The 21,084-nt window shown below is 42.2% G+C and carries 19 protein-coding genes, 1 pseudogene and 1 riboswitch; of the genes and pseudogenes, 13 read left to right on the plus strand and 7 right to left on the minus strand.

Annotated elements, in window-relative coordinates:
* Nucleotides 1–10: 10 nt before the first annotated feature.
* Both pgsC and pgsB read right to left on the minus strand, forming a co-directional pair.
* Nucleotides 11–472, minus strand: coding sequence for a poly-gamma-glutamate biosynthesis protein PgsC (gene pgsC / locus CR194_RS17695; protein ID WP_110611512.1), 462 nt, complete (start codon nt 470–472; stop codon nt 11–13).
* Nucleotides 473–533: 61 nt separating this feature from the next.
* Nucleotides 534–1,793, minus strand: coding sequence for a poly-gamma-glutamate synthase PgsB (gene pgsB / locus CR194_RS17700; protein WP_199228204.1), 1,260 nt, complete (start codon nt 1,791–1,793; stop codon nt 534–536).
* A 242-nt stretch (nt 1,794–2,035) separates the two neighbouring features.
* Between pgsB and CR194_RS17705 the strand changes: the two genes are divergently transcribed.
* The 5 genes from CR194_RS17705 to CR194_RS17720 all read left to right on the plus strand — a co-directional run bounded on the left by CR194_RS17705 (nt 2,036) and on the right by CR194_RS17720 (nt 4,871).
* The gene (locus tag CR194_RS17705) at nt 2,036–2,686 is read left to right on the plus strand and encodes a futalosine hydrolase (protein WP_110611516.1); all 651 of its coding nucleotides are present in this window, start codon (nt 2,036–2,038) and stop codon (nt 2,684–2,686) included.
* Entirely contained in the window at nt 2,687–3,523 is an 837-nt protein-coding gene (locus CR194_RS17710) for a 1,4-dihydroxy-6-naphthoate synthase (RefSeq protein WP_110611517.1), read from the plus strand.
* Between the two features lie 37 nt (nt 3,524–3,560).
* Entirely contained in the window at nt 3,561–3,764 is a 204-nt protein-coding gene (locus tag CR194_RS17715) for a hypothetical protein (protein ID WP_110611519.1), read from the plus strand.
* 286 nt (nt 3,765–4,050) lie between these two features.
* Nucleotides 4,051–4,176 carry a hypothetical protein gene (locus CR194_RS20765; protein WP_269845729.1) on the plus strand — a complete coding sequence of 42 codons (126 nt, stop codon included), beginning with the start codon at nt 4,051–4,053 and terminating at the stop codon, nt 4,174–4,176.
* The gene (locus tag CR194_RS17720; protein ID WP_233254411.1) at nt 4,173–4,871 is read left to right on the plus strand and encodes an EAL domain-containing protein; all 699 of its coding nucleotides are present in this window, start codon (nt 4,173–4,175) and stop codon (nt 4,869–4,871) included. Before CR194_RS20765 ends, CR194_RS17720 begins: the two co-directional genes overlap by 4 nt.
* 65 nt (nt 4,872–4,936) lie before the next feature.
* Here CR194_RS17720 and CR194_RS17725 read toward each other — a convergent pair whose 3' ends face one another.
* Nucleotides 4,937–5,404: a DUF2188 domain-containing protein gene (locus CR194_RS17725; RefSeq protein ID WP_110611523.1), complete on the minus strand. Its 468-nt coding sequence runs from the start codon at nt 5,402–5,404 to the stop codon at nt 4,937–4,939.
* A gap of 104 nt (nt 5,405–5,508) precedes the next feature.
* Here CR194_RS17725 and CR194_RS17730 point away from each other — a divergent pair.
* A pseudogene (locus tag CR194_RS17730) lies at nt 5,509–5,974 on the plus strand (class I SAM-dependent methyltransferase).
* A gap of 195 nt (nt 5,975–6,169) precedes the next feature.
* Here the strand turns inward: CR194_RS17730 and CR194_RS17735 are convergent.
* Nucleotides 6,170–6,856 (minus strand): class F sortase, encoded by a 687-nt coding sequence (locus CR194_RS17735; protein WP_233254412.1) that lies wholly within the window; start codon nt 6,854–6,856, stop codon nt 6,170–6,172.
* A 28-nt stretch (nt 6,857–6,884) separates the two neighbouring features.
* Nucleotides 6,885–7,697, minus strand: coding sequence for a DUF4397 domain-containing protein (locus CR194_RS17740; RefSeq protein WP_110611760.1), 813 nt, complete (start codon nt 7,695–7,697; stop codon nt 6,885–6,887).
* 438 nt (nt 7,698–8,135) lie between these two features.
* Between CR194_RS17740 and CR194_RS17745 the strand changes: the two genes are divergently transcribed.
* The 5 genes from CR194_RS17745 (at nt 8,136) to metH (ending at nt 16,719) form a co-directional block, all read left to right on the plus strand.
* Nucleotides 8,136–8,615, plus strand: coding sequence for a GyrI-like domain-containing protein (locus CR194_RS17745; protein ID WP_110611527.1), 480 nt, complete (start codon nt 8,136–8,138; stop codon nt 8,613–8,615).
* A gap of 241 nt (nt 8,616–8,856) precedes the next feature.
* Nucleotides 8,857–8,963, plus strand: a riboswitch (SAM riboswitch).
* Nucleotides 8,964–9,064: 101 nt separating this feature from the next.
* Nucleotides 9,065–10,192: a methionine biosynthesis PLP-dependent protein gene (locus CR194_RS17750; protein WP_110611529.1), complete on the plus strand. Its 1,128-nt coding sequence runs from the start codon at nt 9,065–9,067 to the stop codon at nt 10,190–10,192.
* Nucleotides 10,189–11,346: a cystathionine beta-lyase gene (metC, locus tag CR194_RS17755; RefSeq protein ID WP_110611531.1), complete on the plus strand. Its 1,158-nt coding sequence runs from the start codon at nt 10,189–10,191 to the stop codon at nt 11,344–11,346. Before CR194_RS17750 ends, metC begins: the two co-directional genes overlap by 4 nt.
* Nucleotides 11,347–11,367: 21 nt before the next feature.
* Nucleotides 11,368–13,221 carry a bifunctional homocysteine S-methyltransferase/methylenetetrahydrofolate reductase gene (locus CR194_RS17760; RefSeq protein WP_110611532.1) on the plus strand — a complete coding sequence of 618 codons (1,854 nt, stop codon included), beginning with the start codon at nt 11,368–11,370 and terminating at the stop codon, nt 13,219–13,221.
* Nucleotides 13,222–13,260: 39 nt separating this feature from the next.
* Nucleotides 13,261–16,719, plus strand: coding sequence for a methionine synthase (gene metH, locus CR194_RS17765; protein ID WP_110611534.1), 3,459 nt, complete (start codon nt 13,261–13,263; stop codon nt 16,717–16,719).
* Between the two features lie 296 nt (nt 16,720–17,015).
* Here metH and CR194_RS17770 read toward each other — a convergent pair whose 3' ends face one another.
* A complete protein-coding gene (locus CR194_RS17770; RefSeq protein ID WP_110611536.1) occupies nt 17,016–17,870 on the minus strand; it encodes a VOC family protein in 855 nt (284 codons plus the stop codon).
* Nucleotides 17,871–18,034: 164 nt separating this feature from the next.
* On the opposite strand from CR194_RS17770, the gene CR194_RS17775 reads away from it, so the two are divergent.
* Nucleotides 18,035–18,967 carry a manganese-dependent inorganic pyrophosphatase gene (locus CR194_RS17775; RefSeq protein ID WP_110611544.1) on the plus strand — a complete coding sequence of 311 codons (933 nt, stop codon included), beginning with the start codon at nt 18,035–18,037 and terminating at the stop codon, nt 18,965–18,967.
* A gap of 107 nt (nt 18,968–19,074) precedes the next feature.
* Entirely contained in the window at nt 19,075–19,857 is a 783-nt protein-coding gene (locus CR194_RS17780; protein WP_110611762.1) for an SDR family oxidoreductase, read from the plus strand.
* Nucleotides 19,858–20,218: 361 nt separating this feature from the next.
* Here CR194_RS17780 and CR194_RS17785 read toward each other — a convergent pair whose 3' ends face one another.
* Nucleotides 20,219–21,034, minus strand: a complete 816-nt coding sequence (locus CR194_RS17785) for an HAD family hydrolase (RefSeq protein WP_110611546.1) — start codon at nt 21,032–21,034, stop codon at nt 20,219–20,221.
* Between the last annotated feature and the right edge of the window lie 50 nt (nt 21,035–21,084).

Genomic DNA, 21,084 nt, shown 5'->3' on the forward strand with positions numbered 1-21,084 from the left:
CGCTCCTACTCTAAAACAAGTGATAAATTGAAATAATAACAAACGTGAAAAAGGAAATCACAAACGTTGATGAGAAGGTTGGGAGAACACCTTGTTTCTGAATGGAATTAGCAATCAGTCCGGGTACGATGACACCGATCCCCCTCAGTTCCATTGTTTCAAAGGGGGGACCTACCATCGGTAATCCATATCCGAAGTCAAAGGCCATTTTGAGAAGCACCCCAACGGTCAGCATGGCTGCGAACTTACGGCGACCATACAAGACTGTGATTCTACCAATAACTTGAGTAACAATCAAAAATGTTAGTAAACTAAGCATGGCAACAACAACAACAAACATTACCTGATCAAATACGAGGGCAAGGTATCCTGGAACAACTAATCCTGCAGGAACAATACCCGTTTTTTCTGCGTAAAGCAGTGAAAGTAATACACCTATAACTATGGCTATATATAAATCTGTACCAAACACGTGTCCGCCAACTCCTTATATCCTTAAAATAAATCTTTCTAATCTTGATTGACCTCTTTATTTAAGAGGGTGACTGAGCATAAGCTTTTTGTTTTTCTTTAGATGATACCCGTCTTGGGGTCTCTTGGGATTCATAGTCAGTCAAGTGGATAGATTCTTCAAGCTCCAACTGTTCAATAGCATGAGCAAGTTCTTCACCGCCGCCATGAATGTTTCCAATTCCATAAATTACACTGTTTCTCGGCAGTTGGTTAATTTTCTCCATCACTTTATCGGTCGATTGTTTTTCAAGATTGACCAAATTGTTTACTCGAAGTTGACCGTTTTCATAAGCTTTAACAATCGGTGATACACCTTTTCCTACTAAAATAAGAGTGTCCATGTTCAATTTTGGAAGGACATCTTCAGCAAATTGGATTGTACGATCCACTCGGTCGTCACGACAATTCATTATGACAACTTTATTGTCGGAAGGATAGTCCTGCTCCTGAATTTTATTCCAAATGTTAATGGTAGATGTGGCATCATTTGCCGCAAATCCATTGAAAAAGAAACTGGGAGCTTTTTGTTTCCCAAACTGGTGGACTCTCATTGCACCTGGATCGACTGGAGCATTGAGCATACCTTTAAGTGCTACGTCTTTATCAATCCCGAGAATGTCAGCAACAGCAAGGCCAATAGCAGCATTTTCAGCAAACATCATAAAAGGAAATTGAGTTAAATAACTTTCTTCTATTTGACTGGCGTCGGCTACGACAATTTTTGTTCCTCGACGATCGGCAATTTTCTTGAAGTAACGTTGGTATGTGGTAGGGGGGATGACTAAATAGCCGTTGTGAGGAATGGTTCTCCCGAACGCCTCGGCAATCTGGTCAACGGTCGGACCCATCACATCTAAATGGTCTTCCATGACATTGGTGATTATGGTGATATTTGCCTGAACAAAACGCTCTTGGAAGATGTCTTGGTATTCAGGATTTACAGCCATACATTCTGTTACAAATGTATCGACATTTCTTCTGGCTACTTTTTTAGCCATCATCTTTTGTTCAGAAATGTTTGCCCCTTGTAAACTCCGGGTAATTGGTTCTTCATCCTCTTTATCCCAATAAAACAACCGTGGGGAAGTTCCGGTCGTTTTTCCGGCGACTCTTTGTTTATTTTCTTTAACGATTCCCATAATTAATCTAGTCACAGTTGATTTCCCTCTGACCCCGTTCACTAGTATTTTAGATGGGATTCGTTTTATGTTGCGTTCTAGCATACTTCGCTCTCGAATGCCGATATATAAGACAATGGCAGCAAAAAACGACAGATACATCAGTTCATTCACAGTTTAACCTCCTAAATGCTTCAAGAATCAACTAAATACACTCTAAATCACTATAACATAAAAAGTACTACAAACTCTTAAATCTTTTACCCTAAGTTTCATTAGTTCTAACGTCTTTTTATACATTCCAATAACTTCTAATTTCTACATGACCAACTGCTTCCTTTAGTTTTTTGGCAGAGATTGATAAACTAATGGAAAACATATGATATTTAAGGGAGCTTTTGAACATGGTAGTTAAAAAAATTTTGGTTGTGACATCTGTAGAAGCTGAAAAAATAGCCATACAGTCAGCCTTGAAAGATGACGAAAGATTTCATATAGAAACGATTGGTGTAGGGCCTATGTCAGCATCGGCAAAAACAGCAGAAATACTTTCTAAGGATTCGTATGATGTGGTCATTAATATGGGGGTCGGGGGTGGAATTCCTGGTATAGCAACTGTTGGAGAGATTGTTGTTGCTTCAGAAATCATAGCAGCAGACTTAGGAGCCGAATCTCCAACAGGGTTTAAGCCAATAGAAGAGTTAGGCTTTGGTCAATCCAGATGGTCATGCGATACAACTTGGACAAAGAAGATTGTGGCAGGGATTGAAACAAACACCAACGTGCCTGTTCATAGAGGACCGATTTTAACCTTATCAACAGTCACAGGAACAGACGAAACTCTTGTCCGGTTGCAGGAGCAATATAAAGGTGCTGCAGCTGAAGCCATGGAAGGTGCAGGAGTAGCTACGGCCGCTAGCCTTAGAACCATCCCTTGCCTGGAAATTCGAAGTGTTTCAAATCTCGTAGGGCCTCGTGATCGTGGTGCGTGGAAACTAAATGAAGCGCTGACGTCCTTATCGAAAGTCAGCCATATTCTAAAGGAGGTTTTTTAAATGAATATTGCTTTTTCTCCGTGTCCTAATGATACGTTCGTGTTTCATGCATGGGTACATGGCCTTATTGATGGGGCGCCGAATTTACAAGTGACTTATGCTGATATTGATAAGACGAACTACTGGGCACAAGACTTGGAAGGGCCGGAAGTCATGAAGATCTCTTATGCCGCCTTACCTTATGTCCTAGAGGACTATGCCTTGATTCCTTGTGGAGGAGCGTTAGGGCGTGGGTGTGGACCTCTAGTGTTGACGAAGAATGGTGGAAATGAGGCACAGAATCTCTCAGGAAAAACAGTAGCAGTTCCTAGTGACAAGTCGACGGCTTATATGCTTTTTCGATTGTGGGCAAAGCAGAAGGTTTCAGAAGGAGTGGGTGAGATCGTTGTGATGCCTTTTCATGAGATCATGCCTGCAGTCCGAGAAGGTAAAGTAGATGCCGGACTAGTTATTCATGAGGCACGTTTCACTTATAAAGAATATGGTCTCAGTAAGTTAGTTGATTTAGGAGACTGGTGGGAAGAAGATACAGGATTTCCAATTCCATTAGGGGCAATTATCGCCAAACGAACGTTAGGGCAGAAAGAAGAGATTACAGAATGGGTAAAACAATCCGTTGACTATGCTTGGAAACATCCTGAAGAGTCTACATCATATATCATGGATCATGCTCAGGAAATGTCCATTGAGGTGGCTCGTTCTCATATAAACCTGTATGTAAATGAATTTACTAGAGAATTAGGCGAAGATGGTTATGCGGCGATTGAATCATTATTGGGCCGGGCGGCAGAGGAGGGACTTGTCCCTAGATTTGACTTGACGATGCTGAGGAAGTAGTTTTGATTAAAAAGGTTCTTACAATGGAGGTGGAGTGTTGGGCGATCTCTTAAATGCTGTGTTATTTATTCTTGTACTATTAGCGATCATTGGATCTATCGCTGCTTGGATGAATACGAAACAAATATTAGAAGAGCTACGATCAATCAAGAAAGAACTAGGTATGAAAACAGAGAAAAAAAGAGGCTCTTTTATAGACAACGATTTGGATTCAGATGACAACAACGAGCATAGTTCGTAAAAGGCAACAGTTATTAGGTGTTTAGTGAGTTCTCTTTGCCGTGCTAGCAGCTTTCAAAAAGTGGGGAGACAATCCCATTAGAAACATCCTCATATTAAAAAGTTATACAGACTCGCCAGTCAATCTGAACGAACAATGAATTCCTAACGGTCATTCGAACTAACAATCAATGATATTCTGACAAACTTTAGATAAAATAGTTAAAATATACTATAAAGAAATTAAAGAGATTACATATTAAGAGAATTTTTAGTTGTTTGTTAGTTTATCAGGAGGTGTGTAGTTTTTGGAGACAGATAGGTTTTCAAGTCGTCCGTTTGATCGATTAGACCATCAAGCCTTTAAGGCGGAAATAGAAAGAGCGTCAAACAAGACGAATTTCGATTATATTATCAGCCGCAGATTCATGTGAAAGAAAATAAACTATTTGTTGCTGAAGCACTGATCCGGTGGCACCACCCTGACTGCGGTTTGATTTTTCCAGGAGATTTTATTCCTCGTGCTGAAAAGGAAGGGATGATAACGGATATAGGTTGGTGGGTGCTAGAGACCCTTTTTGAACAACAATATGCATGGCAATCTTCCGGTACGCCCTTAACAAATATCGCGATTAACATTGCGGGAGAACAATTTCAAGATCCATTATTAATAGAAACAACAGATAAAATGATAAAGTCTTACTCTGTGCCGCCTGATAAAATTACTTACGAAATAACGGAAAGGGATCAAATTGATTTAGATACATGGTCTGAGTTAGTCCATCATATTGAACAAAAGGGAATTTTATTATCGTTAGACGATTTCGGTACAGGGTTTAACACCCTTGTTCATTTGACGAAAGCTCAACCATCCTTTGTCAAAGTGGATCGGTCATTTATTTCCACGATAACGGAAGATATTAAAAATGAAGAAGTCATTCGAGGGATGATATTCCTTTCTGAACGTCTTGGCTTTTGCACAATTGCTGAAGGAGTCGAAACTAAAGAGCAATTAAACCGAGTGATGCAGCTCGGAGTCAAAGTGATTCAAGGTTTTTATTTCGATGAGGCCCTTCCAGCGACCCAGTTTCATGAAAAGTACTTAAAAGTTCCAAAAGAAATGTATTAGTTTCATATGATCATACGATAAAAAGGACCAGACTTGCCTAAGTCTGGTCCTTTTTTGATGATCCATCAGTTGTTCTCTTCGTAAGACTGTTTATCTTGGACGGACCCATCTGCTTTATGAATAACGAGGTGTGTCTCTTTCTTTTGAGCGATTTCTCTTGCCCTCTCGATAGCATCTTGCTTTTTATCAAAAACATCTGAAGGTTGTTTCCCATCTTCTGCCTGAACTGCCCATCCTTCTTCATGAGGAAAAACGTGTTCTCCTTTTTCCAGTAACTCCGGGCGGGAGTTAGATTGTTTATCTTTATCATCTCTTTTTTTCAATTCTTCGTTTCCTCTATATTTTATCTCATTTATTTCTTTTTCCGTTGCATTTTCGTACCATTCTTTCGCTTGCTTGGTAGCTATTGGGATGGCTTGTCCTTCTTTGTACCCTTCATCTAGCATGGCGTTAGCAATGTCTATCGCTTTCTTTCGAACGGGTGTAGCTAAGTTTTTTAAAGAATCGGGGTAATCATGAGTATCCCATGGCATAGGTGAGCACCTCCTGTAGATAGTTGATATTCATTTTCCACTTTTATCATCACGGTAAACGTGGACATGGTAAAATAATGACAAATGGACAGGGTGGTGAAAGGATGCTTAGTTATTATAGTTCGCTTTCTTCAGAAGTGTACGATATGGATAAGCCGATTGGTCATTCTTTTGGGGATGTTGAATATTACAAAGAAAGATTGGCCAGTTGCGAAGGTCCAATCTTAGAACCTGCTACAGGAACGGGAAGAATACTTATTCCTCTATTAGAAGCGGGATTTTCTATCGATGGTTTTGACATATCAGAAGAAATGTTGAGATTCTGCAAGGTAAATGGTAACAAAAGAGGGCTAGAGCCGCATGTGAGAGTGGCGAAAATGGAGTCTTTCTCTTCTTTAGTTGGAGAGGTTTCCATTAAGGTGGTATGGAGTTGATGAATTTAAAGAAATATTAATGAAAATTGGATTCGATGAAATTCATATTTCAGCAGATTATATGTTTGGAAAATATCCAAATCGGCAAGATCAGATGGTGACATTCGAAGCGACTTACTACTCAGGGGGGCAGTGAAATACATGATCAATATTCAGTTTGCTAAACCTGAACATGTGCAAGGAATAGCTAAAGTATGTATAGACGGTCAGTGGGCTACTTATGGAGGCATTTGTACATGAGAAGTATATGACTTATTGTTTGATATGAAACCAAACAGTTCTATATTTAATGTATAACCATTTACTTTCCTAAGAAAAACGCCAGCCCTTCTTAGGCTGGCGTTTCGTCAATTAATTCGGTGAAAATGACTAATCTTTCCCTGTGGGTTCCTTGATTTCGATCAAATTCCCCGGTACACGTAATGAGATTTAAATTTCTAGAAGAGGATGGACCAAACACCTTCGCGATTGGTGCATCATCATAAGGATATATTTCACGGTCTTTCACTTGAAAAGTTAGCACCGTACCATCTTCATCCGTAATAATAATATCATCGCCTACATCTAAATCTTTTAAATCAAAGAAGATGGCAGGACCTGTCCGGTCATCTACGTGTCCAGCTAGTACAGAATTTCCTTTAGCACCAGGTTTGGCTCCTCGGTTAAACCATCCAACGAGATCGCCCTCATTTGGAACTTCCATAGCACCATCATCTTCTAAACCTACATGAATGATTTCCGCTTCCACTTCAATGGAGGGGATTTCAATCATTGAGGGAATGATTCCTTGCGAGCTACTGCTGTAAACAGGTTCTACTGGTTTCGTTTCTGCTACAGTAGTTTCTTCTGTCTGCTCAACTTCTTCTATCGTCTCCCCATTTTTCTCTACATGTTCATCAGAAGAGAACTCCTCAGAGAGTACCTCTGTTTCGCTGACCTCCATCACTTGAGGTTCGTTGTCTGTGTCATGCTGACTGCTTTCATTCTCAGCGACACAGGCAGTAAGAATGAAGGTCATAGAGACAACGAGGCCTAATCTTAAGAGTTTATGCTTGTGGAACAAGCTTTTTGCGAAAAAATACAGTTAGTACAGCTCCACCCGCAACGATGGTTAAAAGTAATGGAAGAACGTTATTAGATTGTGAAGCTCCACCCATCCCAGTTTGCGGCATTTCAGAAGGCATATGGTGAGCTTCGTCAGCTACTAACACGACATCAAGCTCATCAGCGTCTGCACCGACAGCAAAGGCAGAGTAAACCATGTCTGCTTGAAGTTCAGTTCCAGATAAGTCTAAAACGGCATCTTCAGTACCAGCAGCACGAATTTCTAAGTCATACGTATCGGGCTCTAAATCCATATAATCGGTAACAGCGAAAAATTCAGCTCCTTCAAATAAAGAATCTCCACCTACTAGACCAACATCAACAGCAGGAGCTCCTGGAGACAAGTGACCTACACGAACCTTCGTCATTCCTTCATCTACTGTATTATCGTCATGAATAACTTCCAAAGTTAAAGAGTCTAAAAGATTTGTAGCGGCTACAGTGTAAGCATGTCCAGCTTCTACAGATAATGTGGCTTCGATAACAGGATCCCCTTCTCCACCTTCACCAGCTGGGAAGATCGCAACATCGTGATCACCTGCGGGTACTTCTAAGTAATCCGTGATATCTTTGAATGCAGCACCTTCAACTGCTGCTTCACCATTGACATATACATCAACTTCTGGAGCATCAGGAGAAGCATGGAAAACACGAACCATCGCATCTTCATCATAATCGTGACTGTCAGCTAATCCTGTACCTGCGAACATCCCTAATACCAACATAACGGCTAAACTTGATGCAAACCACTTCATCTTCCTCAAACCAATCATCTCCTTAATATTTTTTTGGTAAACACGTGAAAGAATGACTAAGGTTCGTTTTTCACTAAACCTTTGTGCAACTTGTGTTTAACCTTTGTACAACTTTATAATACCACGATATAAAATAAATGAAACCTTTTTGCTCAAAAAACTTTTAATTTTGACAATTGAAAAAATTACCTTTATAAAAAATGGTAGATTTATAAAGGGTTAGGAGAAAACCAAGATGAATGATTTTAAATTCTTCAGAAAGATAGGAGGGTTATTTGCGGGAAGAGAGCGCTATTCTTCCTCAAACAGAAGGAATAACGAGCATTTCAATATTTATTTTCAAAGTAGATATAGAAAAAAGGGAATTTGAGGCAGGGAGAAGAAGTAGATAATGATGGGATAATCAAGTTAGTTGTAACTTTTGAGGAGGGAACTTTCATGAAAGTAAGGGGAATGAAAGAAAGGCTAATCGTTGGAGTTCAGTGGGAAGGGACGTTTGAAGAAGCTGGTAAGGGCAAACTGCGTGAAATGATCGAGGAAGTTAAAAGTCGAATGACAGAAATAAAAGGGAAAATCAATGAAACGGAATTTATAGGGGTCTCCTTCCATGATCGGAGAGGTGGATTCACTCAATACGCAGGATGGGAAGTTGAACAAGGGGAGGAAGTTCCTGCTGGCATGGCCAGATGTGTTTTACCAGAAGGAAAGTACGCCATTTATAAGCATGACAAAAACAATCAAATTAAAGACACTTATACAGAACTTGTACAGATTATCGAGGACAAGGGTTTAACACCATTAAAACCAGAAGAAGTAGATTTATATGATGACCTTCCAATTAAAATTGAGCTCTACTCACTTGATAAGTTATTAGATGAAGAATTAGAGTGTGAAATTCATATTCCCGTAATTAAATGAAGAGCTCTGTCAAAGGAGCATGTTGTTGAGAAAAATCCAAGAAACTTTGAGGGATCCACTTTATAATTGAAATGATGAATAACTTCCTTATAAAAACCCGGCTCGAATAACCTCGAGCCGGGTATTGCCGCATGGGATTTAACTAATCCTTTAACAAATTAACGGAAAACAGTTGCACATCGTGTGAACATCAGCTAAAATGGGGAACAATCATAAAAAATGAATATTCGGAAAGATTATATTCTTATCGTGAGAGATGGAGGGAAAGGCCCGTTGATATCTCAGCAACCAGCCCGATCAGGGTCAGGTGCTAATTCCTGCAGGCAATGCTGCTTGTAAAGATAAGGAGGAGACTCGTACACATTCGATTACACCTTCTTCTTATTTTAAGAGGAAGGTTTTTTGTTTTTCATCGACATGATCAGTTTAAACTGGAAGGGGTAGGACAAATGAGTAAATACAGTCAGGAGCTGGAAACAAAGCTCGTTCAAATAGGAAATCGAAGTGATTCGACCACAGGAGCAGTAAGTGCTCCGATTTATTGTTCCACAGCTTATCGTCATGAGGGAATCGGTCAGTCTACGGGATTTGATTATTCTAGGACAGGCAATCCCACTCGGCAACTGTTGGAAGAGGCGATTGCTGATCTAGAAGGGGGAGATAGAGGGTTTGCCTGTTCATCGGGGATGGCTGCGATTCAAGTGGTTCTCTCTTTATTTCAGAGTGGCGATGAAATTTTATCCTCCAATGATTTATATGGGGGCACATACCGACTGTTTGAAGAAGGTTGGCGAAGGTGGGGGCTGTCATTTCAATATGGAGACGCCCGTGACTTGCAATTTTTCAAGAATAAGATCACAGAGAAAACAAAAGCTTTGTATATTGAAACACCGACAAATCCGTTGATGCACGAAGCAGATCTGCAAGCATTCAGCCAATTAGCTAAAGAACATAACCTTTTATTGATCGTAGATAATACCTTTTACACCCCTTTATTGCAACGACCTATTTTAGAGGGGGCAGACATTGTCATTCACAGCGCATCCAAATACTTATCAGGACATAACGATGTCATTGCTGGACTCGTCGTGTCGAAAGGAGAAGAGCTGTCTGAGCGACTGTTTTACTTTTTCAATAGCATTGGACCTGTCTTGTCTCCAATAGATTCTTGGCTTGTGATGCGAGGAATGAAAACATTGACCCTTCGCATGGAGAAACACCAGCAAAATGCTTTGAAGATCGCAGAGTTTTTACAGGATCATCCTGCGATTTTGGAAGTCATTTATCCAGGTAGGGGAGGGATGCTGGCTTTTCGAGTGAAAGACGAAGATTGGGTGAATCCTTTCTTGCAAAATCTGAAACTGGTTACATTCGCGGAAAGTTTAGGAGGGGTTGAAAGTTTAATGACCTATCCAGCTACTCAAACGCATGCCGATGTGCCTGAAGACGTTCGAAATGCTCTAGGAGTTTGCAATCGTCTACTCCGTTTCTCAGTAGGGATCGAATCAGCAGATGACCTAATTGAAGATATAGAACAGGCATTAAATCAAGTAGCGCAGTTGAATGGAGGCAAATAATGAGCGATCAGTTCAGTATCCAAACAAGATTATTGCACCACAAAAATAAAACCGATGCCACGACAGGAGCGGTGAGTGTTCCCATTCAGCCGGCGTCGACGTTTCATCAGAAAGGGTTAGACAATTTTGGTGATTACGATTACGCAAGATCTGGCAATCCCACAAGAAAAGCATTGGAAGATACGATTGCTGAACTTGAAAATGGTACAGATGGATTTGCATTTGCATCTGGTATGGCGGCGATTTCCACTACGTTTATGATGCTTGGAACGGGAGATCACCTCGTTATCACTGATGATGTTTACGGAGGAACATTTCGTTTTACAACTGAAGTACTTACTCGTCATGGGATTGATCATACATTTGTAGATATGACTAACGTAGAAGAAGTAAAACAAGCGATCAAGCCAGAAACGAAGATGATTCATATGGAGACCCCGTCGAATCCAACGATGAAGATTACACCGATCCGGGAGATTGTTCAATTAGCTAAGGACTACGATTGTCTGACTGTGCTTGATAATACGTTTATGACACCTGTCTTACAGCGTCCACTTGATTTAGGTGTGGACGTGGTCGTGCATAGTGCCACGAAATTTATCGGAGGACACAGCGATGTGGTAGCTGGACTTGCGGTGGTAAAAGAGGCTGATTTAGCTGCGAGCATGAAGTTTTTACAAAACAGCTTTGGGGCAATTCTCGGACCAAATGACTGCTGGCTCATCATGCGCGGGATGAAAACAATGCATACAAGAATGAACGCTTCATCTGACTCTGCAGAGAAGATTGCTCAATGGTTGACCGGTCATCCGGCGGTTAAGGAAGTCTACTATCCTGGATTAAAAAATCATCCCGGTTACGAACTGAATCGGTCACAGTCGGATGGTGCAGGAGCGGTTCTCTCATTTGAACTCGCTGATCGGGCCGCAGTTAAAAAAGTGGTAGAAGCCGTGGAAATCCCTGTTTTTGCGGTTAGTCTCGGGGCAGTGGAGTCTATTCTCTCCTATCCGGCGAAAATGTCCCACGAGGCTATGCCGCCTCATGAACGGGCGAAAAGAGGTATTACGGACGGATTATTAAGACTTTCCGTCGGACTGGAAAATGTAGAAGACTTAATCGGTGATTTTAAACAAGCGTTTAATAGAATTGGATAATAATGGAAGGAGAGTACTGTCATGAGCTTTAAACAAGAAATTCAAGAAGGCATTCTCATCGGTGACGGAGCCATGGGTACCCTGCTTTATCAAAAAGGCATAGATGGATGTTTTGAAGAGTTAAACGTCACAGATCCTGAACAAGTTCGTCGGGTGCATAAGCAATATATTGAAGCGGGTGCCGACATCATTCAAACGAATACGTATGCGGCAAACTCTTTGAAACTGAGTCGCTACCATCTCGAAGACCGTGTACAAGAATTGAATACTAGCGCAGTGAAATTAGCGAAACAGGCAGCTGGTGACGATGCGTATGTTTTCGCTACGATCGGTGGAGTTGGCAGCATTCTTCACAAAGAGTTTGATTTGGCAGATATTAAAGATAGTTTAATTGAACAGGCCGATGTCCTGCTGAAAACGGAAGTGGACGGATTTTTGCTGGAAACTTTCTATGACGTGGAAGAACTGACTCAGATGGTGCGTTATTTACGCTCCAAGACGACAAAGCCTATTATTGCTCAGGTGACACTAGGAGACATTGGCGTTCTGCAAGGAGGAATGTCGTTAGCCGAAGCTCTGAAGCTTCTTGAATCTGAAGGAGCAGATGTAGTCGGCTTGAATTGTCGAATGGGCCCTTATCATATGCTTAGGTCGTTAGAAGAGGTCCCGTTGTTAGAAAAGGCCACTCTTTGTGTTTATCCGAATGCCAGCTTACCCAATGTACGTGATGGACGGTTCTTTTACCAGTCAAACCCAACTTACTTCGGTGATATGACTGAGTCATTGGTGAGTCAAGGGGTTCATCTCATCGGTGGGTGCTGTGGCACTACACCTGAACACGTGAAGGCGATTCGAGAAGCCGTTGATAAGAATAACTTAATCCCTATAACGGAAAAAGAAGTGAAAGAAAAGGGAACTCCTTCTGTCGTCGTGAACACACCGAATGTACAAGATAGCCTTCCTGGCTTCACTAAGAAGAGACGATCGGTCATTGTGGAACTAGACCCTCCGAAAGCTCTGTCACATGCTCCTGAATTCATGAAAGGAGCGGAAGCATTAAAAAATGCTGGAGTAGATGCCGTTACGTTGGCAGATAATTCATTAGCATCAGCACGCATTGATAACTTGTCTCTTGGATCTTTAATTAAACAGCAAGTAGGGGCAAGACCGCTTCTTCATGTGGCTTGTCGCGACAGAAACATGATTGGCTTGCAATCTCATTTGCTCGGACTTCATACCCTTGGCATTCATGATGTGCTAGCAATCACAGGGGACCCAGCTAAGGTTGGTGATTTTCCTGGAGCAAGTTCCGTGTTTGACATGGCTTCCATGGACTTGATTCGCCTAATGAAGCAGCTCAATGAAGGAATCTCATTTTCAGGGAAAGACTTAGGCGCGAAGACCTCATTTACTGTGGCTGCAGCCTTTAACGCCAATGCTAGACGGTTGGACCGGGAAGTCATGCGTCTGGAGAAAAAGGTAGAGGCTGGGGCAGACTACTTTATGAGTCAGCCCGTTTACAGTGAAGAGAGATTTGAAGAAATATATGAGGCGACAAAACATCTTCCAGTTCCTGTATATGTAGGAATCATGCCTCTTGTAAGCAGTCGGAACGCGGAGTTTCTGCACCATGAAGTACCAGGTATTTCTTTGACTGAAGAGGTACGTCAAACGATGGCGAAGCATCACGGTGATAGAGAAGCTAGCCAACGTGAAGGGTTAGCCTTAGCGAGAAGCCTAGCAGATGCGGCAATGGAACACTTCCCTGGAATCTACTTAATTACCCCATTTTTACGTTATGGCATGACAGTAGAACTTACAAAACACATTATCACAATGGATAAAAATATTACTGCACAGTCATCGTTTAGGTGAACGCAGATCAACAAGCTGTAGAAAGAAAGGACGGTCAACATGGGAAAGTCACCTTTTGAACAAGCATTAAAAGAAAGAATCCTCGTCTTGGATGGAGCAATGGGAACAATGCTGCAAAATGCCGATTTAACAGCTGAGGATTTTGGCGGTGAAGCTTACGAAGGCTGTAATGAATATTTGAACCTCGTCTCTCCGCATGTGATCGAGAAGATTTACCGAGAGTATTTAGAAGCGGGTGCAGATATTATCGAGACGAATACCTTTGGAGCGACGAATATCGTATTAGCCGATTATGATTTGCAGCATCTGGCTTATGAGACGAATAAAAGCTCAGCCCAATTAGCTGTAACGGAAGCTCGTAAATTCTCTACTGAGGAGAAACCACGCTTTGTTGCAGGAGCCATGGGACCAACTACGAAATCGTTGTCTGTTACAGGCGGAACAACATTCGAGGAGCTGACAGCCTCCTATCGCGAGCAAGTAGAGGGTCTTCTTGATGGAGGCGTCGATCTTCTGCTCCTTGAAACGAGTCAAGATATGAGAAACGTAAAAGCTGCCTATGTTGCAATTGAACAGGTAACAAGCGAGAGAGATGTCCATGTTCCTTTAATTATTTCGGGTACCATCGAACCAATGGGGACGACGTTAGCCGGTCAGAACATCGAAGCTTTTTATATTTCCCTCGAGCACATGAAGCCAACGGTGGTAGGGCTAAACTGTGCAACAGGCCCTGAATTTATGCAAGATCATCTTCGCTCCTTGTCGGACTTATCGACGACCTATGTTCATTGTTATCCAAACGCTGGTCTCCCAGACGAAGAAGGTCACTATCACGAGTCTCCGCAGTCATTAGCTGCAAAGCTAAAAGGTTTCGCTGAAAAAGGCTGGCTTAATATTGTAGGAGGGTGTTGCGGCACAACCCCTGAACATATTCGTGTCATGTCGGACACATTGGCAGGGTACGAGCCGCGCAAACCGGTTCATAATCATCCCCATACGGTATCAGGAATTGAGCCGTTAGTGTATGACGACTCTATGCGACCTCTGTTAGTAGGTGAACGAACGAATGTTATTGGATCGAGGAAATTCAAGCGTCTGATTGCCGAAGAAAAGTTTGAAGAGGCGTCTGAAATTGCTCGTGCTCAAGTGAAACGTGGAGCTCACGTGATCGATGTGTGCCTAGCAGACCCTGACCGCGAAGAAATGGAAGATATGGAACAATTTTTAGGGCACGTCATTAACAAAGTCAAAGTCCCGCTCATGATTGACTCAACCGATGAAGCAGTCATTGAACAGGCGTTAACTTATTCTCAAGGCAAAGCGATTATTAATTCCATTAATTTAGAGGACGGCGAAGAAAGGTTCGAGGCGGTCGCACCGCTTATCAGACGATTCGGCGCCGCAGTCGTTGTAGGTACGATTGATGAAGAAGGGATGGCTGTTTCTGCTGAACGAAAGTTGGAAGTAGCGAAAAGGTCTTACGATTTACTCGTGAATAAGTACGGCATTCCAGGTCAGGACTTGATTTTTGACCCGTTAGTATTTCCGGTAGGAACTGGGGATGAGCAATATATCGGTTCCGCTGAAGCGACCGTGGAAGGGATCCGGCTCATTAAACAGGAACTGCCAGAATGTTTAACGGTGCTTGGCGTCAGCAACGTCTCGTTCGGCTTGCCCCCTTTAGGTAGAGAAGTGCTGAATGCAGCGTATATGTATCACTGCACAAAAGCAGGACTTGATTACGCCATCGTTAATACGGAAAAACTGGAGAGATATGGCTCTATCTCAGACGAAGAAAAAAAGCTGGCAGATGAACTGCTTTTTAATACAAATGATGAAACGCTGGCTACATTTACAGCCTTTTACCGAGAAAAGAAACCAGAAAAGAAAATTGAAGCTTCCACGATGAGCTTGGAAGAACGACTCGCCAGCTATATAGTTGAAGGTACGAAAGAAGGACTTTTCAAAGATTTAGATGAAGCGCTAAACAAATACGATACACCCCTTGAAATTATCAACGGCCCGTTAATGGACGGCATGGATGAGGTCGGCAAGTTGTTCAATAACAATGAATTGATTGTGGCTGAAGTGCTGCAAAGTGCCGAAGCTATGAAGGCGTCTGTGGCACACTTGGAGCCTCATATGGAGAAAAAAGAAGACGATCGAGGGAAAGGAAAAATTCTCCTCGCCACAGTAAAAGGCGACGTCCACGATATTGGAAAAAACTTAGTGGAGATCATTTTGAAAAACAATGGGTTTCAAATTGTCAATTTAGGAATTAAAGTGACAGCCAATGAATTAATCGAAGCTGTCGAGCGAGAAGATCCTGATGCCATTGGTCTGTCTGGTTTATTAGTGAAGTCTACTCAGCAAATGGTTTTGACAGCGAATGATTTACGAGAACGGGGGATTTCTATCCCGATCCTAGTTGGTGGAGCAGCGCTAACTCGCCGTTTTACGGAAAACAAAATCTCTAAAGAATATGAGGGACTCGTGCTGTACGCAAAAGATGCCATGAACGGCCTTGACCTTGCCAATAAACTGGCTAGGCCGAACGATCGCGAACAGTTGATCATCGCTCATCAAGAAAAACAGAAGCAACTACGAGAGGCTGAAGCAAACGGTGATGGAAAAGGTGGAGGTGGGCAAACAGCCACGGCTACTCTTGAGTTGCCTCGATCCCATGTAGCGAAGGATGCACCGCTGTTTCAACCTGAGGACTACAACCAACATGTGTTGAAAAATTATCGATTATCTCATCTTCATCCGTATGTAAACATGCAAACATTACTTGGCCAACATTTAGGCATCCAAGGAAATATTGAGCGTAATTTACAACGAGGGGATGAAAAAACATTGGAACTTCTTGAGAAAGCTAACGATCTCATTGCCCGTGCGGAAAAAGATGGATCCCTAAGCGCGGATGGCATGTATCAGTTTTTCCCAGCCCAATCCGACGGGAACGACGTAATTATCTATGACCCTAAAGACCATAGCCGTGTGTTGGAGCGATTCAGTTTTCCTCGTCAGACAAAAGAGCCGTACCTTTGTTTAGCGGACTTCTTACGATCTGTCGACAGTGGTGACATGGATCACGTCGGATTTCTCACGGTCACTGCAGGAAAAGGGATACGGAAATTAGCTGAGGAAGCAAAAGAAGCTGGTGAATACCTAGATAGTCATTTAATCCAGGCTGTCGCTTTGGAAGTAGCAGAAGCATTTGCCGAACGTGTTCATCAGCTAATGCGAGACAAGTGGGGTTTTCCTGATTCACCTGATTTCACTATGCGAGAACGATTCTCTGCTAGATATCAAGGTGTACGAGTCTCATTTGGCTACCCTGCCTGCCCTAACCTAGAAGACCAGGCAAAGCTATTCGGTCTGATTGATCCAAGCCAAATCGGCGTTCAATTAACGGATGAATACATGATGGAACCAGAAGCAAGCGTCTCCGCCATGGTATTCGCCCACCCTGAAGGACGATATTTCAGTGTGTAATTCTTATTGCTGATGATGAGCCCGTGCTAGCTGCAAAGCGAGCGCGGGCTTTTGTGCGCAGGGTCAGGACGGGTCATGCTAAGCAGGTGCTACCGGCGCAGCACCCACGTAGCATGACCTAACGGATCAGGACGAAAATGGGAGGAATCAACAGGAAATGAAAGGTTGCAGGATGGGTCATGCTAGGTAGGTGCTACCGGCGCAGCACCCACGTAGCATGACGCCATGAATCAGGACGTAAACGGGAGGAATCAGCCGAAAACAATAGCTCATTAGAATAAGCTATTACTCCCACCTTACCCAACCACCAATTTGACCCTATTGCCAGACGGATCTACAGTAAAAAAATAATCTTCTATTTGCTCAACTACAGCACCTAGCTTCTTCAATCGATCAAGGACTATTTGTCTTTTTTTCAAGCTTGGGTACACCACTTCAAACCAATGAATTCCTGTGCTGTTTTTTGCAGGAGGCAAGGCGTCTGTGCCGGCCCAAGTGTTTAGGCCGATGTGATGATGATAGCTGTTGGTTGAAATAAACAAGGCTTGGTTGCCAAAGCGACTAACCACATCGAATCCAAGGCCATCGCAGTAAAAGATTTGTGAATCATTTAAATTGGCTACCTGTATATGAATATGACCCATGACAGTTTGTGGAGAGATTCCAGTCCATTCATGTCCTTTTGCTTCAGCGAGAATTCCATCACCGTCAAGTGGATCCACGGACATTTTAACGTGCCCATCTTCCCACTCCCATTCACTCGGAGGCCGATCTGTATAAATTTCAATTCCATTATTGTCAGGATCGGATAGATAAACGGCCTCACTTACGAGATGATCAGACGCTCCTTGCAAAGGGTATCGTTGATCAATTAGATGCTGTAATAACTTGCCTAGTTCCGTTCTGTTTGGAAGGAGCAAGGCAAAGTGGTACAAACCGGTTGTGCGAGGCTGTTTCTCGCTGACGTAATCAGGCATTTCTAAACGAATTAAGGGTGTCGATCCGTTCGCAGAGAGAACAGCATATTGATCTGTTTGTTCAAGGATTTGCAACCCTAGTGATTCATGATAAAAGGAAATGGATCGTTCAATATTTTTTACGAGTAAAGAGACTTCTCGAATGTATGTTGCAGGTTGATCATGAAAAGACATGAAAAATACCTCCTTGAAACAATTTTTTAATTACTTACTTAAAGTGAGTATAATTCTTTTTTTCATTTGTAGCAACAACCAATCATGTCTTGCCGTTGGCAGGCACCCTTTTTACATGATAAAATAAGTCGTATTGAACTGATTAATTAGAGGAGTGTCGGAGGATGAGTAACGATAAAGTGTTGATTTTTGGACATCAAAACCCGGATACAGATACGATTTGCTCAGCATTAGTGTATGCTGATTTAAAAAAAGAACTAGGTATGAACGTCGAGCCAGTTCGACTTGGAGAAGTTGGTGCAGAAACGCAATTTGCCCTTGATTATTTTGGTGTAGATGCCCCACGTCAAGTTGATACAGTGGCTAATGAAGTAGAACAAGTCATCTTAGTTGACCATAATGAAAGACAGCAAAGCGTGAAGGATCTTGATCAAGTAAAGGTTCTTGAAGTTATTGACCATCACCGCATTGCCAACTTCGAGACAGAAGGCCCCCTTTATTACCGAGCGGAACCTGTAGGATGTACAGCGACCATTTTGAACAAGCTTTACAAAGAGCATGGTGTAACGATTAAGAAAGAAATCGCTGGATTAATGGTGTCTGCCATCATATCCGATTCATTATTATTTAAATCACCGACGTGCACGGATGAAGACGTTGCAGCTGCAAAAGAACTAGCAGGAACGGCCGGCTTAAATATGGACGAGTACGGCTTAGAAATGCTTAAAGCAGGAGCCGATATGAGTGGAAAAACAGTGGAGCAACTCATCTCATTAGATGCTAAAGAGTTCACGATGGGGGAGCACAAGGTAGAAGTGGCTCAAGTAAACGTCGTCGATACAAATGATGTTCTCGATCGCAAAACAGATGTGGAAGAAGCGATGAAAAAAGTTATTTCTGATAAAGGACTAAGTATGTTTGTTTTAGTTATCACAGACATTTTAGCAAACGATTCAGTAGTTGTTGCCGCTGGAGATCAGACTGACGCTGTTGAGAAAGCGTTCAATGTAAAGTTAGATGACAACCAAGCGACACTAGAAGGCGTCGTGTCTCGGAAAAAGCAAATCGTCCCTCAATTAACGAGCGCATTATCTTAATAGATGAAAAAACAAGGTGGACATAGTCTATCTTGTTTTTTTGTTCCCGAAAGAAGGGGCTTCCTATCGAAAGTGTCGAATATGTTATTGAAGGAGTGGATGTAGAGATGAAAGCATTGGAAGGAAAGTTAGCTCTAGTTACAGGCGTAAGCCGAACGGGAGGGATCGGCGCGGCTATATGCAGAGAATTTGCCCGAAACGGTGCAGATATTTTGTTTACATACTGGACGAATTACGATGACACTATGCCCTGGGGAGTGGGACAAGACGAACCTTCAACGATTAAACAAGAAATGGAATCATTCGGGGTAAAGTGTGAAATGGTGGAACTAGATTTAACTGAGACGAAATCGATTGACGTATTATATGATTTTTCCAAAGATCGTTTCGGGTCATCCCCGGACATTCTTGTGAACAATGCTTGCTTCTCAGTAAACGATAATATCGATACGATTACAGCTGAAAAACTAGATCAACATTACGTTATTAATGTACGAGCTGTGACGTTGTTAACTCAAAAATTTGTTCAGTCATTTTCAAAAAATGAAGGGAGAATTATCAATATTACTACCGGTTGGTCGAGAGGACAAATGCCAGAAGAGCTGTCGTATGTGTTGACGAAATCGTCGGTTGAAACGCTGACTTACACGTTATCTTCGTCTTTGGCGGCTAAGGGAATTACGATCAATGCGATAAACCCTGGACCGACTAATTCTGGCTGGATGAACGACGAAGTCAAAAAAGAATTGCTACCAAGGTTTCCGACAGGCCGTCTTGGAGAACCTTCAGACGCAGCTAAACTAGCACTATTCCTCGCTAGTGAACAATCGGCGTGGATTACTGGTCAAGTTCTCCATTCGGAAGGTGGCTTTAAAAATGGGGACGATTAGAGAAGTAATTTCCAAGCAAATGATGGAAATATATACGAGCGACTCTTTTACGAGGAGCACTCGAGAGTTTTTACTGAAAAAAGCATTTATCGACACTTTTTCTAGCAGGACGTGAGAATTTTTACCGATAAACTCTTTTATTGACTCATTTTCTAGCGGCGCTCGAAAATTTCTACCGATAAAAGCATTTATCGACTCTTTTTCTATCTTATACCCGCAATTTTCTACCGATATGCTGAAAACTCACGAGGCCATTCACGAAACCTAATCTCCTATTCTCAAATGACAAATCAAAGTGTATTCCAAGAACATAAAAGGCGAGCAGATCGGAAAATTCACGACCTGCTCGCCCAGTGAGAGCTTATCTCTCCATTTGCTCCATCCAATCAGTGATGCTAGGAACTTGAAGAAGATTTTTGTGTTCTGTTTTATGAGGATGCTCAGAAATATAGACAGCTTGCATGCCCAATAATAACGCTGGAGCAATTTCATTTAAGAAGTTGTCGCCGACAGAGACAAGTCGATCATATGGAAGATCGTAAATACCTTGTAGCTCCTTGAAAAATTCCTTCGTACGGGAAGGTTTCTTTGCCGATGAGATCACATGGTCAAAAACATTTGTTAAATTTAGCTCGTGAAGCAGACGAAGAACATCTTCTTTATCACTGTTCGTCATTAAAAGAATGTGATCCGTTTTTTGCACATGTAAGAGAAACTCTCGAAGACCTGGGATGGCATCTAAGCTAAACTGGTCACTGACCATATATTCTTTCGTTTGCATATAACGTGGGTGACAATTTTCTACACCGTAATGCTTGGCGCTAGCAAATGGAAGCCACCAACCATCCCCGATAGCAACTAATTCTTCAAAATCAAACTGAACCGGTTTGTTTCCATAAATGCTTTCGATATTTTCTACTTTTTGACCATTCCACTTGTGAGCTTCCACAACAGTAAGCGTAATCGGGTCCACAGTGACAGCTAGGTCTCGTTTCACGTCATATGCTTTGCCGATGGCTACCACATGATCTCCAGCTTTCATTTTCTCATAGTCTTCCATGAACGAAGAACGTTTACTTAGGGGGACATCATTCATAAGCAACTGAGCATAATAATCAAAGTGATCTTTCCCCTCGTAAAGGGTTCCATCTAAATCAAATATGTATAATTTCTTCATTTCGTGTCTCAGTCCTTTCACGGTTTAAAGCGCAGAACGCAATTCCAGAA

The sequence above is a fragment of the Salipaludibacillus keqinensis genome, from assembly GCF_003226325.1.
Lineage (GTDB): Bacteria > Bacillota > Bacilli > Bacillales > Salisediminibacteriaceae > Salipaludibacillus > Salipaludibacillus keqinensis.